Origin of the sequence: uncultured Lawsonella sp. (assembly GCF_947252745.1) — a bacterium.
Classification (GTDB): Bacteria; Actinomycetota; Actinomycetes; order Mycobacteriales; family Mycobacteriaceae; genus Lawsonella.
This window is the reverse complement of the sequence record NZ_CAMXWW010000007.1, coordinates 35,102-51,570: the sequence shown is the minus strand read 5'-3', so window position 1 is coordinate 51,570 and position 16,469 is coordinate 35,102. Positions and strand designations below refer to the sequence as shown.

General features: G+C 57.0%; 17 protein-coding genes. 7 read left to right on the top strand and 10 right to left on the bottom strand.

The window, feature by feature from the left end; translation table 11 throughout:
- Positions 1-51 precede the first annotated feature (51 nt).
- From Q0X28_RS07065 to Q0X28_RS07050, 4 genes are all read right to left on the bottom strand, one after another.
- Positions 52-1,566 carry a HAMP domain-containing sensor histidine kinase gene (locus Q0X28_RS07065; RefSeq protein ID WP_296237692.1) on the bottom strand — a complete coding sequence of 505 codons (1,515 nt, stop codon included), beginning with the start codon at positions 1,564-1,566 and terminating at the stop codon, positions 52-54.
- Between the two features lie 61 nt (positions 1,567-1,627).
- Positions 1,628-2,317 (bottom strand): response regulator transcription factor, encoded by a 690-nt coding sequence (locus Q0X28_RS07060; RefSeq protein ID WP_296237694.1) that lies wholly within the window; start codon positions 2,315-2,317, stop codon positions 1,628-1,630.
- Positions 2,318-2,627: 310 nt separating this feature from the next.
- Positions 2,628-2,795: a 50S ribosomal protein L32 gene (rpmF, locus tag Q0X28_RS07055; RefSeq protein ID WP_296237696.1), complete on the bottom strand. Its 168-nt coding sequence runs from the start codon at positions 2,793-2,795 to the stop codon at positions 2,628-2,630.
- 35 nt (positions 2,796-2,830) lie between these two features.
- Positions 2,831-3,097 (bottom strand): type B 50S ribosomal protein L31, encoded by a 267-nt coding sequence (locus Q0X28_RS07050; RefSeq protein WP_053961624.1) that lies wholly within the window; start codon positions 3,095-3,097, stop codon positions 2,831-2,833.
- A gap of 538 nt (positions 3,098-3,635) precedes the next feature.
- Between Q0X28_RS07050 and rpmB the strand changes: the two genes are divergently transcribed.
- The 5 genes from rpmB to Q0X28_RS07025 all read left to right on the top strand — a co-directional run bounded on the left by rpmB (position 3,636) and on the right by Q0X28_RS07025 (position 5,757).
- Positions 3,636-3,872 carry a 50S ribosomal protein L28 gene (gene rpmB, locus Q0X28_RS07045; RefSeq protein ID WP_053961625.1) on the top strand — a complete coding sequence of 79 codons (237 nt, stop codon included), beginning with the start codon at positions 3,636-3,638 and terminating at the stop codon, positions 3,870-3,872.
- Positions 3,872-4,036 (top strand): 50S ribosomal protein L33, encoded by a 165-nt coding sequence (gene rpmG, locus Q0X28_RS07040; protein ID WP_296239819.1) that lies wholly within the window; start codon positions 3,872-3,874, stop codon positions 4,034-4,036. The genes rpmB and rpmG overlap by 1 nt, the downstream gene beginning before the upstream one ends.
- Positions 4,037-4,038: 2 nt before the next feature.
- On the top strand, positions 4,039-4,344 hold the full coding sequence (gene rpsN / locus Q0X28_RS07035; protein ID WP_298577251.1) for a 30S ribosomal protein S14: 306 nt from the start codon (positions 4,039-4,041) through the stop codon (positions 4,342-4,344).
- 8 nt (positions 4,345-4,352) lie between these two features.
- On the top strand, positions 4,353-4,607 hold the full coding sequence (gene rpsR / locus Q0X28_RS07030; RefSeq protein WP_053961628.1) for a 30S ribosomal protein S18: 255 nt from the start codon (positions 4,353-4,355) through the stop codon (positions 4,605-4,607).
- 214 nt (positions 4,608-4,821) lie between these two features.
- On the top strand, positions 4,822-5,757 hold the full coding sequence (locus tag Q0X28_RS07025) for an AEC family transporter (RefSeq protein ID WP_296239816.1): 936 nt from the start codon (positions 4,822-4,824) through the stop codon (positions 5,755-5,757).
- Positions 5,758-5,856: 99 nt separating this feature from the next.
- On the opposite strand, the gene purH is transcribed toward Q0X28_RS07025, so the two are convergent.
- The 5 genes from purH to sucC form a co-directional block, all read right to left on the bottom strand.
- On the bottom strand, positions 5,857-7,449 hold the full coding sequence (gene purH, locus Q0X28_RS07020; protein WP_298577249.1) for a bifunctional phosphoribosylaminoimidazolecarboxamide formyltransferase/IMP cyclohydrolase: 1,593 nt from the start codon (positions 7,447-7,449) through the stop codon (positions 5,857-5,859).
- Positions 7,450-7,471: 22 nt separating this feature from the next.
- Positions 7,472-8,089 carry a phosphoribosylglycinamide formyltransferase gene (gene purN, locus Q0X28_RS07015; protein WP_296239814.1) on the bottom strand — a complete coding sequence of 206 codons (618 nt, stop codon included), beginning with the start codon at positions 8,087-8,089 and terminating at the stop codon, positions 7,472-7,474.
- A 79-nt stretch (positions 8,090-8,168) separates the two neighbouring features.
- On the bottom strand, positions 8,169-9,731 hold the full coding sequence (locus Q0X28_RS07010; RefSeq protein WP_298577246.1) for a DUF6350 family protein: 1,563 nt from the start codon (positions 9,729-9,731) through the stop codon (positions 8,169-8,171).
- Between the two features lie 34 nt (positions 9,732-9,765).
- Entirely contained in the window at positions 9,766-10,668 is a 903-nt protein-coding gene (sucD, locus tag Q0X28_RS07005; protein WP_296239811.1) for a succinate--CoA ligase subunit alpha, read from the bottom strand.
- A 16-nt stretch (positions 10,669-10,684) separates the two neighbouring features.
- Positions 10,685-11,911 carry an ADP-forming succinate--CoA ligase subunit beta gene (sucC, locus tag Q0X28_RS07000; protein WP_296239822.1) on the bottom strand — a complete coding sequence of 409 codons (1,227 nt, stop codon included), beginning with the start codon at positions 11,909-11,911 and terminating at the stop codon, positions 10,685-10,687.
- Between the two features lie 554 nt (positions 11,912-12,465).
- On the opposite strand from sucC, the gene Q0X28_RS06995 reads away from it, so the two are divergent.
- Positions 12,466-13,188 carry a M23 family metallopeptidase gene (locus Q0X28_RS06995; RefSeq protein ID WP_298577244.1) on the top strand — a complete coding sequence of 241 codons (723 nt, stop codon included), beginning with the start codon at positions 12,466-12,468 and terminating at the stop codon, positions 13,186-13,188.
- A gap of 61 nt (positions 13,189-13,249) precedes the next feature.
- Here the strand turns inward: Q0X28_RS06995 and Q0X28_RS06990 are convergent, their stop codons facing one another.
- Positions 13,250-15,787 carry a UvrD-helicase domain-containing protein gene (locus tag Q0X28_RS06990; protein ID WP_296239821.1) on the bottom strand — a complete coding sequence of 846 codons (2,538 nt, stop codon included), beginning with the start codon at positions 15,785-15,787 and terminating at the stop codon, positions 13,250-13,252.
- Between the two features lie 284 nt (positions 15,788-16,071).
- Here Q0X28_RS06990 and Q0X28_RS06985 point away from each other — a divergent pair, with 284 nt between their 5' ends.
- Complete coding sequence (locus tag Q0X28_RS06985; protein WP_296239807.1) at positions 16,072-16,416, top strand: chorismate mutase; 345 nt, start codon at positions 16,072-16,074, stop codon at positions 16,414-16,416.
- Positions 16,417-16,469: the final 53 nt, after the last annotated feature.

Genomic DNA, 16,469 nt, shown 5'->3' with positions numbered 1-16,469 from the left:
CTGTGAAAGCCGGCCTAGGTAAGAAACAGCACACGGAGCCACAGCACATCGCTACAGCTCATCGGGCTGATCCGAGTCAGCATGCAGGCGCGGACCACCTGGTAGCTCCAGCACCATACGCGTACCACCACTCGGTGAAGCTTCCGCCCGCACACTTCCCCCATGCGATTCCATGACCTGTTTCACGATGGCCAAACCGAGACCAGAACCCGGCATCGCCCGGGACTCTACCGCCCGGTAGAACCGCTCGAACACCAATTCCCGCTCCTCTGGAGGTATTCCCGGCCCCTCGTCATCCACCGTCACCTCAACCAGTTCGTCATCCACCTGCTGCATCACCATGGTTACAGTTCCCCCTTGCGGACTCCACTTAGCCGCATTATCAAGAACGTTGAGAAAGGCACGAGAAAGACCGCGCTGGTCCCCCATGAGGTACCAGTCGATAAGGTCAAACCTGAAGCTAATGTCCAGCCGCCGCCGTTGTACCCGGTCAATGACGCCATCCAACAACTCACACAAATCGATGGGCTCAACCACCGAGTAGTGAGAGTCCTCCCGCGCCAAATCCACTAGGTCTGTCACCAAGTTGGTGAGCTCTTCCAGCTGACTCATGACATCATGCTCAAGATCTGCGATGTCCTCTTCGCTGATAGTGCCTCCAGGATTCTTTGACGCCATCATGAGTAGTTCCATATTGGTGCGCAGACTGGTCAAAGGAGTCTTCAGCTCGTGGCCGGCATCCGCGACCAACTGGCTTTGCCGCACTCGCGATTCCTGCAGAGATTTCAACATCTTGTTGAAAGACTCGGTGAGGCGAGCCAGTTCGTCAGAACCGTAGACCGGTAGTGGGGTTAGGTCGTCCGTGCGGGCAATGCGCTCCGTGCCATCAATAAGCAGCTGTACTGGCACGAGGCTAGTCCGCGACACAGCCCACCCTGACAGCATGGCAAGCAAAGTTCCCACGCTGGCCATGATCGCAAAGACTGACGCCATGTGGTTCGTCATCGTTTGAAGAGCGGAAAGATCCTGTACCAGTACGAGAGTCCAATCGTTGATGCCGGTATCCGTGGTGAGGATGAGGCGGTTATTCTCTTCCCTCTGAGAAAATGTGGCCTTCCCATAAACAACATCGAGGTCTGATTGTTCGAGAGCGATATGGTCGGAACCACGACGAATCTCCAGAGCGTCGTGCTCACTCTTATCCGTCTGCGGCCGCACTACCATGAAGTACAGTCCTGGATTGCGTAGTCGGGAAGTGTTGAGGTCCCCCGACGCTCCATCATGTTCGAGACTGTCGATGAAGCTCTGCTCTGAAAGCAGTTCTGTCGCCTGATCCTCCAGGGTCAATTCCGCGCTCCGAAGAAGGGAATTGGAGGCTACCCAATACCCCATAAAGGACGTTCCGACGATGGCGATGAATACCATCGCAGCAGAGAGCAGGGCAATAATCCAGCTCATCTTGATACGAAAGACAAGCGGCGGTTTATCCCCCTTCGTCCGTTGTGCGGAGACCGCCCTATCGATCTGCCTCTTTCCCCAGGTGGAACGCTCTTTACTGGACATCATTTGGCACTTTCAACGACGTCAAAGGAATAGCCGGGTCTTCCCCGGCTATTCCACTGTCGTTTTAACCTTTGTGGTCACGCATGACGTAGCCAACCCCACGCACTGTGTGAATGAGACGCTCTTCGCCTTCTGACTCCGTCTTCCGCCGTAGGTAACCGATGTAAACCTCCAGGGCATTACCCGAGGTCGGGAAGGAGTATCCCCACACCTCCTCAAGAATGCGGTTACGGCTTAGAACCCGCCGAGGATTGGAAATAAGGAGTTCGAGCAGTGCAAACTCGGTACGAGTAAGAGAGATGGGGCGTTCCCCTCGATAAACCTCACGCGTGACAGGGTTCAGCGAGAGATCAGCGAACACCAAGCTCTCGGCTTCTTCTGCTCCTCCGTCGCGCCCCGTACGACGCAAGAGAGCGCGAAGACGAGCAAGGAGTTCTTCGAGAGCAAACGGCTTGGGAAGGTAATCATCAGCGCCTGCATCGAGGCCGGCAACGCGCTCGGAAATGGCGTCGCGTGCAGTCAGTACCAAGATGGGCATATCGTCACCGCGGTTACGTAGCTCACGGCATACTTGCAGACCATCCATCTGCGGCATCATGACATCAAGAATCATGCCATCAAGACGCTGGTGGCTAATAAGATCGAGAGCTTGCTCCCCGTTTTCTGCGAGAAGTACTGTGTAGCCATTAAATGTGAGGGAACGCCGCAGTGATTCCCTCACCGCTTCGTCGTCATCGACAACTAGGATCTTCATAAATTAATACTCTCTATAGAAAAGCACTCTTCTTTCACATCATTCCACATCTCCTATTCAGAGAGCAGAGCAGTTGAAAGGGGAGCCTCATTGCCTGGTCTTTTCGTGGCAATAAAACTCGCTGTATTGGCGCACAGCTCATTTCCGCGTGTGGAGACGGCCATGCCTCACCCCGCACAAAGCTGCAGTAAATAGCACGACAGAGGGCCACAGTCGCGAACTGTGGCCCTCTGTCTCAGGGATCGAATCAAGCTATCAGGTTGTCGCTATCGCTGAGTGCAATCACCGCTCACAAGGCGGTGAATCACAATCAGTCGAGGTCAACCAGGCCGAGCTTGGCAGCCTTCACCAGACGACGCGGAACAGCGGTGGTCTGGCCATCGATCTTGACATTGTCCAGGGCGGCGTTGTCAGCCTTCCACTGGGAACGGCGCGAGTGGGTGTTCGCGCGAGACTTACGGAACTTAGGAGTTGCCATTGTTCAGATCCTTAATCTTGGTAAAGAAGCGCGAACTACTTCTTAGACGACTTGGGGATACGCTTGCCGTAGCGACGCTGGAACTTCTCCACGCGGCCGGCAGTGTCCATGACGCGCTGAGCGCCAGTCCAGAACGGGTGAGACTCGGAGGTCACATCGACGACGAGCAACGGGTAGGTATTGCCATCCTCCCACTCAATGGTGCGGTCGGAGGTCGCAGTGGAGCGGGTGATGAACTTGGTACCGGTGCTCGCATCCTGGAAAACCACCGGGTGGTAGTCGGGGTGAATATCCTTCTTCATTGATCGTCCCTTGTAGATGGTGTTTGTGGTCTAGTTATGCTGCGAACCCAGCTCCAGCCTCACTGCTCAAACAGTGGGGAGCTGGCGCAGCGGCTCGGCGGGCGGCTTCTACAACTCAAGCGTTGTGAGTGCCTCGCGGCAAATATGCAGTTCTACGGAGAAGCCCGCAGAATGTGCGACTGCCCAATACTACTAGTGAAAGGCGCAGGAAAGAAATCCAGCTGGCATTGCAGTCACCCCCAGAGCGCCATCTCGAGAGGCCCGTAGTAGCGGTGACCAGCAGCATTGGTCTTCTTCAGCAACTCTCCAAGTATAACGGTGGCCTGCAGCTTTCTCCAACCGAGGACAACTGGCGGTACCACCACGACAGACATCAGCAGAGCGGCACGATGTAAGAAAGATCAAATTGCCAAAATGGGGGTTCCCCGGGTAACGTAGACGTCTGCTGTTGTCTATACGTATGTCAGCGCCCACCCCGGTTCTTCCGACCGTCCAATCGGATGCCGAATAAGGATGGGCGGAAGGAGAAAGAACGCCAATGTCGGCGCATTGCCAAGTAACGGGACGGAAGCCGAGTTTCGGCAAGTCCGTTTCGCACTCGCACCGGCGCACTAACCGTCGGTGGAACCCGAACATTCAGCGGCGTCGTTACTACCTCCCCTCGGAGGACCGGTACGTCACCCTCTCGGTCTCCACTAAGGGCATCAAGACCATCGACCGTGATGGAATTGAGGCTGTTGTGGCTCGACTGCGCGCACAGGGAGAACGTATCTAATGGCACGTAACGAAATTCGCCCCATCATCAAGTTAAAGTCGACGGCCGGTACCGGTTACACCTACGTAACTCGCAAGAACCGCCGTAACGATCCCGATCGTCTCACCATCAAGAAGTACGATCCCGTCGTCCGTAAGCACGTTGAATTCCGCGAGGAGCGATAAGAATGGCTAAGAAGTCCAAGATCGCTAAGAACGAGCAGCGCAAAGCTATGGTTGCCCGCTACGCGGAACGCCGTCAGGAACTGAAGCGCATCATTTCCTCTCCGAACAGCTCTGATGACGAGCGCATGGAGGCCCAGTCCAAGCTCAACAAGATGCCGCGTGACGCCAGCCCGATCCGCGTTCGCAACCGCGACGCCGCTGACGGCCGCCCCCGTGGCTACCTGCGTAAGTTTGGCGTGTCTCGTGTCCGTCTCCGCAAGATGGCTCACGATGGTGAGCTGCCTGGTATCAGCAAGTCGAGTTGGTGAGGTAACCCATGGCTATGAAGCGCAACTATAACAAGAAGCACCGCGCTGAGCAGGGTCGTCGTCCTAAGAAGAACCCTCTCGTCGCCGCAGGTGTTGAGCACGTTGACTACAAGGACGTCAACCTGCTTCGTCAGTTCATCTCTGATCGCGGCAAGATCCGTAGCCGTCGCGTCACCGGTCTCACCCCGCAGCAGCAGCGCGAAGTTGCTGTCGCCGTGAAGAACGCCCGCGAAATGGCTCTTCTTCCGTTCACCAGCCGCTAAACCGGCGTGAACTGATACGTTCGAACAGCAGAAAGTGGCCGTACCGCCAAGGTACGGCCACTTTCTTTTATCCTCCAGTCCCTCCAATTCGGACTCATTTTTTCTTTGCTTTCCCGTTGCCTAGACTCAAAAGAGAGCGCACGCAGCACACTGCTGGTGACGACACTCCCCTCGCCTTACGCAACCGCTTCCCTGCCGAAAGGAGAAAACGCCTGTGCTTGCTGTCTTCCACGGCTTTGGCGTTATAGCCATCATCATCTTTATCGGCTATCTACTAGCGCGGCTCGGGATCCTCTCTGAGGAAATGGCGCAAGGCCTCAACAACACTTGTTTCTGGATTGCCACACCAGCACTACTCTTCGACACCATCATCAAAGCTGATCTGAAAGTGGTGTTTTCTGCCCACCTCAGCGTGGCTATCTTCGCCAATGCCGCGGCATCCCTCATCTTCATTGTGATCGCTCGGCTCTGGCTAAAGCGGAAGCCGGCAGAACTCGTGATCGGCGGTCTCGCCGCCGGCTATGTCAATTCCGCGAACTTGGGTATTCCCATTGCACTGTACGTCATCCACGATCCCACCGCATTTGTGCCGATCCTGCTTTTCCAGACCATCCTGCTCTGCCCCATTGCACTAGCGCTACTCGACCATTTGGTGCTCGATCACTCCGAGCAGTCCACCTGGCAGCAGCTTCTCCAGCCGCTCAAAAATCCGATGGTCATCTTCGGTTTTGCAGGGCTCATCTTCGCGCTGGGGCACTGGACTCCCCCCACTATTGTCAGTGAGCCTCTTCACCTCATCGGTCAGGCTGCTGTCCCGTGTGGCCTACTCGGATTCGGCCATTCCTTCTACGGAGTGAAGGTGATGGAGAAGGGGACCACACCACGCCGTGATGTCGCATTGGCTGTCCTGCTGAAAACCGCCGTAATGCCACTCATTGCCTGGGCGTTCGGCCGTTATGCCCTCGGTTTAGATCCACACACACTGTTCGCCGTCACCGTCTGTGCGGCCCTCCCCACCGCCGTCAACGTCTATATTTTCGCATCGCGTTATAACACCGCTCGCTATCTAGCTCGAGATGCCGGCTTCATCTCAACACTTTTGGCGATCCCTGCGATTCTGGTGATCTCTGCGCTACTACTGCCCGTGTAGCACTCTCTTTTCCTGACGAAACAAATGCTCCCCACCGCGAAACACCGCAGTGGGGAGCATTTGATGTTGCGTCTAGTAGGTCTTTGCAGACCCGGTGGTTTAATGCGCGAAGTGGCGGCAGCCGGTCAAGTACATAGTGACGCCGGCGGCCTTAGCAGCTTCAATCACCTCGTTGTCACGGATGGAACCACCCGGCTGGACAACTGCCTTCACGCCGGCTTCGGCAAGCACCTCGAAACCGTCGGCGAAGGGGAAGAAAGCATCGGAGGCAGCTACAGAGCCGACCACGCGCTCACCTGCGCGCTCAACAGCCAGTTTGGCCGCATCAACACGGTTGACCTGCCCCATACCAACACCGACCGTAGCGCCATCCTTCGCCACCAGAATGGCATTGGACTTAACGGAACGGCAGGTACGCCAGGCGAATTCGAGATCTTGCAGAGTGGCTTCGTCGGCGGGTTCACCGGCAGCCAACTCCCAGTTCTTAGCGTAGTCGCCGTCAACATCGACGCGGTCGCGTTCCATGAGGAGCACACCACCGGTCACCTGGCGGAAGTCGTAGAAGGGAGCCTCACACTCAGGGACCTGCATAATGCGCAGATTCTTCTTCTGGGAGAGAATCTCTACGGCGCCATCTTCGTAGGACGGTGCCAGGATGGCTTCAGTAAAAACGTTAACAACGTCCTTGGCCATCTCGCAGGACACCTCAGTGTTAGAGGCGATAATGCCACCGAAGGCAGATACCGGGTCGCAAGCGTGTGCCTTACGGTAAGCGTCAGCAACTGATTCGGTGGAGACGGCAATGCCGCACGGGTTGGCGTGCTTGATAACGGCGACGCAGATGCCCTCATGGTCGTGCGCGGAGCGCCAGGCGGCGTCAGCATCCATGTAGTTGTTGTAGCTCATAGCCTTGCCGTGCAGCTGCTTTGCCTGGGCAATTCCCGGGTGGGCGTTATCCAGGTACAGGGCAGCAGATTGGTGCGGGTTTTCACCGTAGCGGAGCACGTCGCCGCGGACGAAGGTGGCGCCTTCCCAGACGGGGAATTCAGCTTCACGCTTCTCGTCATCGGTTTCGGCAGCGGCAGCGGCCTTCTCTCCGAGCTGCTTGCCAAACCAGGAAGCAACAGCGACATCGTAGGAAGCGGTGTGACGGAAGGCATCGGCGGCAAGCTCGGTGCGCTGTGCGAGAGTGAACCCGCCCTCCTTCACTGCGGTAAGAATGTCACCATAGCGGGCCGGATCAACGACGACGGCAACGGACGGGTGGTTCTTAGCGGCAGCGCGCACCATGGAGGGGCCGCCGATGTCGATCTGCTCAACGCAGGCATCGAAGGGGGCACCGGATGCTACCGTAGCTTCGAAGGGGTAAAGATTGACAATGACCAGCTGGAATGCTTCGACGCCGAGTTCGGCAAGCTGAGCCATGTGCTCGGCTTTACGGGTGTCTGCCAGGATGCCGGCATGGACACGTGGGTGAAGGGTCTTAACGCGGCCTTCGAGACACTCGGGGAAGCCAGTCAATTCGTCGACGGGGGTGACGGGTACACCAGCGTCGGCGATACGGCTTGCGGTAGAGCCGGTAGAGACGATCTCTACACCGGCCTCATGCAGTCCCTTGGCAAGTTCTTCGAGTCCGGTCTTGTCATAGACACTGACCAGAGCGCGCTTGATGGGCTTACGAGAATCAGACACTGATTTCCCTCTTCTACTGTGATTATTGTGTACGGGTCACGCGGGCTGATGGGCCATTGGTGGCGATGTCTGCGATGACGTCACAGAGCAGTCGTCGTTCCACAATTTTGATGCGGTCATGGAGTGCCTCGACGGTGTCGTCGGGCAGTACGGGAACCGGCTCTTGGGCAAGCAGTGGGCCGGTATCAACACCTTCATCTACAAGGTGAATAGAGGAACCGGTGTATTTCACACCGTAGGCTAGTGCGTCTTCCACTGCGTGCGCACCTTTAAACGCAGGTAGTAGAGCGGGATGTGTGTTGATGAAACGTCCCCCGAACTCACTCAACACGTTCTTTCCGGTAATGCGCATGAAACCGGCGGAGATAACGAGATCAGGCTGGTAGGCACTGATGGCGTCGGCCAATGCGGAATCCCAATCGTCACGATTGTCATAGTCCGCAAAATTGACCAAGAAAGTCTCCAGGCCTGCTGCTGCCGCACGCTCTAGCCCCGCACAGGGCCTATCCGCCCCCACAGCCACGATTTCTGCTGGATATGCTGGGTCGTGGGTAGCCTCCACCACTGAGTTCATGAGGGAACCTACGCCAGAGACGAGAACGACAAGACGAAGTTTGTGGTGAGAGGATGCTGGATCCACGGCAGACACTCCAAAACGCTCACTAAGTTCAATACCTGTAGTGTAGTCCGTTGCCCTCCGTTTTCCCTACCTGAGAGGGTTACTGAGCTGCGTCATCGTTCTCAGATGCAGTTTTTTGTGGCTCTACTGCGGCAACTGGATCTTCTGTCGCATCGGTGTCCTCATCGGTCTGCGCATCTGCACTGACGTTAGAGCTGCCCGCAGTGCTAACGTGGGTATCTTCTGTACGCCCGTTGACCTCGGTATTGTCCGCAGTACCAGCGTCATCCAGTACTGCCATACTCTCTTCTTCTGAGGTACTCCTATCATCCACTGCAGCATCAATTACTGCGGCATCGTCGACTACAGTCTCGTCCTCTGCAAGGTCCTCTCCCGCGGCAGCAGTATCTTCTTCCACTACGGTGTCCTCGGCAACAACGGCCTGTGCTGCACGTGCCGCCCGGCGTTCCGCTCGAGCCACTTTCACGCTCGCCACTCCTTCTCCCCGCTGGAGGAATACCGTCACCGCACCAAGGATGCCCAACCAGGCTGCAAGTATGAGACCCGTCAGAGCTTCTGACATGCGGACTGAACCCATCACACCAATCTGCCCGCCCGCGAACCATGCGCCGACTGCGGCAAAAGCTGCGGTGGTGGGTACGGCGAAGGCGATAGCGCGGAGTCGCTCCCCTACCGCACGTCCGAGAGTGCGGCGGGCTACCACCACCGTGGCAATGATCGGGATAACGAGAAAGACGAGCCACCAGGATTGTGCATCATGTTGGGGTAATGCGGCAAAAAGTGGGAAGGCAGGAAGCTGCTCTAGGTGAGTTGTGTAGAGGCTAGTCTGCGATCCGCCAATCTGGATTCCTCCACCTGCCAATATGATGGCCGCCGCAATCATCATATTCGGCAGATACAGGAGGCTGAAGAGCCCGAATGCGAGGATTCCTGCGGCAGAGTTTCCATAGAGCAGTACTTGACCAATGAGTCTCCAGTGCGCCAGCAACGCAATCACGCCGGCTACCGCACCGGCGGTGAGCATGGTGAGGAGAAACTGCCCGGCTATCTGGAATCCGGCTGTGCCCCATGCTGGGAAAGAGTCGGTGGCGTGCGGGATGAGGTGGAGGACGCGTCCCCGCAGCCCCACGATGAGACCGACCAGTGTGGTGAGAAGGATGAGGGCAACCATCACCGCAGGATGAGGGGGCTGAATGAACACTATGTGTCGCAGTCCCCACATGCTCCCCCACCCAATACCCGACATCACTAGTGGGGTGACGATCGAGACAACGCTGAAGAGCTGTGTGTCGGCGGGGGAATCGTCAGTGGTGAAGTGCCGTGCGGTCCACGCTAGAGCAGCGGTGTAGAGCAGGGTGGGCAGTAGCGGGAGAAACCCGAGCACTGTGATGAAGCCCGTGGGGCCTATACCTGTAAAGGGGACGTGGAAGACCGCCATCCATAGAGAAAAGGTAAGGGGCCACCAGTGCACTGCATCCATATCGGTGAGGGCGACAACGACTCCGCAGACCACCATCAGGGCGCCAAACAGCGCCACTGGGGGGAAAATTGCGGGGCGAATGGCACCTTTGCGTGTACCGGGGAACGTCGGTACACGCACGTGGCGGAGACGCCCGACGACGCCAGACTTCTTACTGGCCACAGACGTCTCCTCCCCGATCGGCGGTAAAAGTCACCTACCCATTATGCAGGTTTGCGTAAGCTTCGCGGGCCAGGCGAGCGGTCTCTGAGGGAGTTTTGCCGACTTGTACGCCAGCAGCTTCGAGAGCGTCCTTCTTAGCCTGCGCTGTACCGGAGGAGCCAGAGACAATGGCCCCAGCGTGGCCCATGGTCTTTCCCTCTGGTGCGGTGAAGCCAGCCACGTAGCCGATAACCGGCTTCGTCACGTGCTCCTTGATGTATTCGGCAGCCTTCTCTTCGGCATCGCCACCAATCTCACCGATCATCACGATCAGTTCTGTGTCGGGGTCGTCCTGAAAGGCTTGCAAGGCGTCTATGTGAGTCGTTCCAGGGATGGGGTCGCCACCAATTCCGAGAGCGGTGGAGATGCCGATTTCCGCTACTTCAGCCATGAGCTGATACGTCAGTGTTCCCGACTTCGACACCAAGCCAATAGGGCCAGGGTTAGTAATGCCGTCTGGGGTAATACCAATGTTGGTTTCTCCGGGGGTCACAATACCGGGGCAGTTTGGGCCGATCATGCGGGTATGCCGGCCATGGGAAACATTATGTGCCCAGGCTGTAGCTGCGTCGTGAACAGGTATACCTTCCGTGATGGTGACGAGAACGGGGATCTCTGCATCGATAGCTTCCAGCATGGCGCCCTTGGTGTAAAGAGCTGGCACAAAGATGACGGATACATTGGCGCCCGTCGCCTCCATTGCTTCTTTCACCGTGCCGAACACAGGCACATCTTTATTGACGTTATCGAAGTGGACGCTGGTTCCCGCTTTGCGAGGGTTGACGCCGGCGACAATGTTGGTGCCTGCGGCCAGCATACGGGTGGTGTGCTTCATCCCCTCCCGCCCAGTCATCCCCTGGACGACAATGCGGCTGTCCTTGTTCACGAAGATAGACATTGTGGCTCTTCTCCCCCTACTTCTCTGCGTCGAGTTGGCCGAGGCGGTTGGCGGTAATGCGGGCTACTGTGGCGGCACCTTCATCCATGTCACCAGCTGTGGTGATGAGAGGATGCTGGGCATTGTCGAGGATCTCGCGAGCGGGTGCGACTTCATTGCCGTCGAGTCGCACAACCAGCGGTTTGGTGAGGCAGTCCCCCAACTGCTCCAGTGCCTGGAGGATACCGTTGGCAACTTCGATACAGGAGGTTATACCCCCAAAGACGTTAACGAAGACGGCTTCTACCTGGGGGTCTTCCATAATGATACGAAGACCCGCTTCCATCACGGCGGCGGATGCACCACCCCCGATGTCGAGGAAGTTGGCAGGTCGCACATTCTCGTAGGCTTCGCCTGCGTAGGCGACGACGTCTAGAGTCGACATGACGAGGCCGGCCCCATTACCGATAATGCCGACGGTGCCGTCGAGTTTGACGTAGTTAAGTCCCACCTCTTTGGCGGCTAGTTCACGGGGATCTGCGGTGGAATTGTCCCGGTATTCGGCGAAAAGATCGCGGTGGCGGCCTTCGGAGTTGTCATCGAGGGTGACTTTTCCGTCGATGGCGAGGACCCGTCCGTCACCTGTCCGTACCATGGGGTTGACTTCCACCAAGCTGGCGTCTGCGTCGTCGAACACCCGATAGAGCTTTTCAATGGTGAGAGCGGCGGCGTCGAGAATGTCGGCGGGGAGATGGCCTTGTTCCGCAATGTCACGAGCACGCGCGAGGTCGACGCCTTTGTCCGGGTCGATCGAGATCTTGGCAAGTGCCTCTGGCTGTTCTTTTGCGACGGTTTCGATATCTATACCGCCTGCTACCGAGCACATGGCAAGGTAGGAGCGGTTGGAGCGGTCGATGAGGAAGGACATGTAGTATTCTTCCGCGATATCAACGCCGGGATCGATGAGCACTTTGTGGACGGTGTGACCTTTAATATCCATGCCGAGGATCGCTTCTGCGTGGGCAACCACGTCCTCTCTCGTCCGGGCGAGCTTCACACCCCCAGCTTTGCCACGGCCACCAACTTTTACTTGGGCTTTGACGACAACTGGGAGTTCCATGGATTCTGCCGCTGCAGCCGCTTCTTCGGGGGTGGTTACTACGGTGCCGCGGAGTGTGGGAACTCCGTATCGGTCAAAGAGTTCTTTGGCTTGATGCTCGTAAAGGTCCATCCGTCCATCGCTTCTCGCTCGAAGGTAGGCCAGGCCGAGTCGGCAACTAGTCCGTACCTTGGTGATCACTGCCGTTGCATGGCGCTTGCCTAGAAGTTTACGGGGAATCTGAGCGAATAGCAGCCAACTTCGTCCCGGCATCCTTGAGTGCCCTGTAGTGACCTGGGGAAAAGCATCAAGAATCTTTATAGTTAAAAATCTCTCAGTTATATTCTTAGTTTTGATAACAGAAAGCGCTCTCTGACAGCGATCATTGTGTCACATTAGTAACAATCGTCACTCGTCGGTTCAATGCAGATTTCCTTATTAAAACACCCCCAAATAGGGGTATTCCAGAACTTTCTCTTGAATGATTCGTTCTTATTAAAACTCTACAAAATTGCTCTTGACCTGTATTTTTGCACTGTTCGTGGTGGATGAGGTTCACCCATACAGCTTATCGACCCCCAAATTCACAAAATTCCGCCAAAACCTGTTGGAATAACTCTTGTAACAAGTTTCGTTATCATCTAGTCTAATAACCATTGGGTAACGAAGCGGTCACGTCTGCTAGGTTGCCGGACGTAATGCCCAGAGGAAGGACGCTCGTGAGCGGACAGCGAAAGAGTGAAGGCGCAGAAGCAACGAGGCTTCCCCGCCATCGCGCTTCGGTGAAGCCTATTTCAGGCGGCACTGTTGCTATTGCTCTCGCCGCGGGCGCTATGACCACCGCTGGTGTCACCTCCGCACTCGCCTCTAACAACACCAGCATCCGCAGCGAATCCATTGAGCTCGCGGGCAATGTTATTGGTCAGGATTCCTCCCTCACCCCCGTTATCGCAAACACCACCGACACCGATGCGCTTTCCGGCTTTGCCAGCCAGCTGCAAGTAGCCGGTGCCGCACAGTCCCGTCGCATGGCAGCAGAGATAGCCTCCCGCCGCCCCACCGTAGTGCTACCCGCCATCGGCATCATCACCTCCGGATTCGGCTCGCGCTGGGGCGCCTTCCACGGCGGCATTGATATTGCCAATGCTGCTGGTACCCCCATCCACGCTATCGCCGCCGGCATTGTTATCGATGCCGGCCCCGCCGCTGGTTACGGAAACTGGATTCGAATTCAGCACAACAACGGTGCCATCTCCGTTTACGGCCACATGTACGACCTCTACGTCTCCAAAGGCCAGAAGGTCAAGGCAGGGCAAAAGATCGCCGGAATGGGCTCCGCCGGTTTCTCTACCGGTACCCACCTCCACTTCGAAATATGGCCCGATGGGAAGCGCAAGGTCGACCCCATCCCGTGGCTCGCCCGCTTCGGCCTCCACTTCTAAAACTTTTACCCTAAAGTTCAGCCCCGCAGCATGGCACTGCGGGGCTGTCGCTATCCCAAGGTTAGAGCTTTTCGATCGGTGCCGCGACCAGCATAAGGCGCACCACCCCAGACGAGCCGAAGTCCACCAATGCGGTGGCACTGGGGCCTACCCCAGTCACTTCCATGACCTTTCCCAGGCCATACTTGTCGTGCACAACGCGATCCCCTTTCTCCACGCTAATGACAGAGCTATGGCGAGGACTCGCAGTTTTTGGCGCCACACGACGGGTCTCCACCGGGCTGCCCCAACGTTTCTGGACATCGCCGTAACGCCCGCTGCGGGAGCCACCGCCCCGCCCAGCGTGCTGCGCAGAAGACTTTCCCTCCCGACTACCGGTACCCCAACTGCGGTTGCCCGCACCCCACTGGGAACCACCCCCCGCTCCCCACGAGCGACCGGACGAACCGTAACTCCAATCATCGTCGTCATCAAACTCGGGGGCCTCCCGCAACACGTTGAGCAGATGTGCAGGAATCTCTTCCAGGAAGCGAGACTGCGGATTGGACTGCGGCTGCCCCCAACTGGAACGGACAACCGCACGGGTCAAGTAGAGCTTCCTCTTGGCACGAGTAATTCCGACATAGGCCAGGCGACGTTCCTCAGACAGCTCAGTGTCGTCGGCGAGCGCCCTCATATGCGGGAACATCCCGTCCTCCCACCCGGTGATGAAAACAACCGGGAATTCCAGTCCCTTAGCCGAGTGCAGTGTCATGAGGGTAATCATGCCGTCATCTTCATCAGGAATCTGATCCGTGTCCGAGGTGAGCGAAACACGTTCCAAGAATGCGGCAAGTGATCCGGGGGCAGCCAGCCCCTCCGTGCCCTCCGCCACGGTCTCCTCACTAATGCCGTTGGCGTTATCCTGTGCAAACGATTCCTCCAGCGCCCGCAACGACGCCGCATCGGCAGAGAATTCGTGCGCCACAGACACTAGTTCGTTGAGGTTGTCGAGACGGGCCTGATCTTGGGGGTCGTTAGAACCTTCCAAACTTGCCCGATACCCAGACCGGTCAATCACCAACTCCACAAGTTCCCCCAGATCAGGAAGGGAGTCCGCACCTGCAGTATGTTCTGCGCCGGCATTATGGTCTTGGATACCGGTGATGAGTGAGACAAAGGCCGCAATGGCATTCTCTGCCCGCGAGTTGAGGAAGGGAACGGTACCGTTCTGCGCACGGCAGCATGCCTCCCAGAGCGACACCCCCTGCTGTTCGGCAAACATCGCGAGGCAGCTAATCGCACGGTCCCCAATACCACGTCGCGGAGTGTTGATGATACGACGCAAGCTCACCGTATCCGCGGGGTTCTCCACCACCTTCAAATAGGCGACAATGTCGCGGACTTCCATACGCTCGTAGAAGCGGGTGCCTCCCACTACCTTGTACGGTAACCCGGTGCGAATAAAGGCATCTTCCAGAGGACGCGATCCGTTGTTAGTACGGTAGAACACCGCCATATCGCTGTAGGACATTCCCTCATCGTGGAGCTTGTCAATTTCACTACCAATGAAGCGGGCTTCATCATGCTCGTTATCTGCCACGTAGAGGTCGATGAGGGGACCATCACCCGCAGCAGTCCAGAGGTTCTTTTTGCGACGGCCTGCATTGTTGTCGATAACGGCATTGGCTGCCGACAAAATGTTCTGGGTCGAACGGTAGTTTTGCTCGAGCAAAATGGTGGTGGCGTTGGTGAAATCCCGCTCGAATTCCACGATGTTGCGGATAGTCGCTCCACGGAAGGCATAAATCGACTGGTCGGCGTCGCCCACTACACACAGTTCGGCGGGTTCAACCCCGTTAGAGCCATCCCCCACCAGTGCCCGCACCAGCATGTATTGGGCATGGTTCGTATCTTGGTACTCGTCGACCAGTACATGTCGGAATCGACGCTGGTAGTACTGCGCAATCGCCGGATGGGATTCCAGGAGGGCGACGGTTTCCCCAATGAGATCATCGAAATCGAAGGCATTGGCGGCGCGCAGACGAGCTTGGTAGATGCCATAGACCTCGGAGGCAACTTTGTCGAAGTGTCCTTCGTGAGCGTCGGCTGCCGCCGTCTCGGCATCAATAAGCTCGTTTTTCCAGTGTGATATCCGGTTTGACAGCGCCTTGGGAGCGTATTTCTTTGGGTCGAGGTTGAGGTCCTTGACGATCATGGTGAGGAGCCGCTTGGCATCATCAGCATCGTAGATGGTGAAGTTGCTGTTGACCACCTCGAGCTGTGCCGCCTGGGCACGCAGAATTCGGACGCACATGGAGTGGAATGTCGAGACCCACATGTAGGTCGCTTCCGTCCCAACGATGTGCTGAACTCGCTCCCGCATTTCGGCAGCGGCTTTGTTGGTGAAGGTAATCGCCAGAATCTGGGAGGCGCGGACCGGCTGCGTTTCGAGCACATACGCGATACGGCGGGTGAGAACAGTCGTTTTACCGGAACCGGCTCCAGCCACGATGAGGAGTGGGGTGCCACTATGTTGGACGGCTTGCTGCTGTTGGGGATTGAGCCCCTCGAGTAGGTGTTCAGCTGCCTGCGGATCCCGCCGGGGGCGCCGCCCCATATGGGCGGTGCGGGAAGCACCAGATACCGCGGCAGCTGGTGTCGAGGGAGCGGCGGCGGTGTCGGGGACGGGGTTGTTGTCATCAGTGGGCAGGTTAAAAAGCCCTAGCGGCGCATCTGGCGTGGACGCGCTGCTTGCTTCACTCTGTGTCGGAGAGGTGGGAGTAGTCCGGTCGAAGGAAAAGGGATCAGCAGTCATGTCACTCATATCGTCCTCCAATCTACTGGAATGTAGCTTGCTACTGTGACACGGGCCCTTTGCTCTTTCCGTGGAATAATGGAGTTATGGCAGATACCACTCATGAATCACACGATCAGGTCTCTCCTATTGATGAGTCAACAGACGAAGTTCTTCATGGGGATCCCACTGGCGCTAGCGATGTGTTGAGTGCTGCTGAGATCAATGAGCTGCGGAAAGAAATCGACCAGCTAGATCGCACTATTCTCGAGTCCATTCAACGTCGTACTGAGATTTCTAAGATGATCGGTCAGACTCGGAAGAAGAGCGGCGGCCCCCGGTTGGTGCATAATCGCGAGCTTAAAGTTATCGAGCGTTTCAGCGTTCTGGGGAAAGAAGGCCATCAGTTAGCGCTGTTGCTGCTCCGCCTTGGACGCGGCCATCTGGGATAGTTACATTTATCCCTGTCACCACGATCTTTTTCGATCAAGTATCTAACCTCATC

Excerpts from the sequence above, each read along its gene's own strand:
- Q0X28_RS07065 (WP_296237692.1), bottom strand. The coding sequence starts at position 1,566 with ATGATGTCCAGTAAAGAGCGTTCCACCTGGGGAAAGAGGCAGATCGAT.
- Q0X28_RS07060 (WP_296237694.1), bottom strand. The coding sequence starts at position 2,317 with ATGAAGATCCTAGTTGTCGATGACGACGAAGCGGTGAGGGAATCACTG.
- rpmF (WP_296237696.1), bottom strand. The coding sequence starts at position 2,795 with ATGGCAACTCCTAAGTTCCGTAAGTCTCGCGCGAACACCCACTCGCGC.
- Q0X28_RS07050 (WP_053961624.1), bottom strand. The coding sequence starts at position 3,097 with ATGAAGAAGGATATTCACCCCGACTACCACCCGGTGGTTTTCCAGGAT.
- rpmB (WP_053961625.1), top strand. The coding sequence starts at position 3,636 with ATGTCGGCGCATTGCCAAGTAACGGGACGGAAGCCGAGTTTCGGCAAG.
- rpmG (WP_296239819.1), top strand. The coding sequence starts at position 3,872 with ATGGCACGTAACGAAATTCGCCCCATCATCAAGTTAAAGTCGACGGCC.
- rpsN (WP_298577251.1), top strand. The coding sequence starts at position 4,039 with ATGGCTAAGAAGTCCAAGATCGCTAAGAACGAGCAGCGCAAAGCTATG.
- rpsR (WP_053961628.1), top strand. The coding sequence starts at position 4,353 with ATGGCTATGAAGCGCAACTATAACAAGAAGCACCGCGCTGAGCAGGGT.
- sucD (WP_296239811.1), bottom strand. The coding sequence starts at position 10,668 with ATGTCTATCTTCGTGAACAAGGACAGCCGCATTGTCGTCCAGGGGATG.
- Q0X28_RS06990 (WP_296239821.1), bottom strand. The coding sequence starts at position 15,787 with ATGGGGCGGCGCCCCCGGCGGGATCCGCAGGCAGCTGAACACCTACTC.
- Q0X28_RS06985 (WP_296239807.1), top strand. The coding sequence starts at position 16,072 with ATGGCAGATACCACTCATGAATCACACGATCAGGTCTCTCCTATTGAT.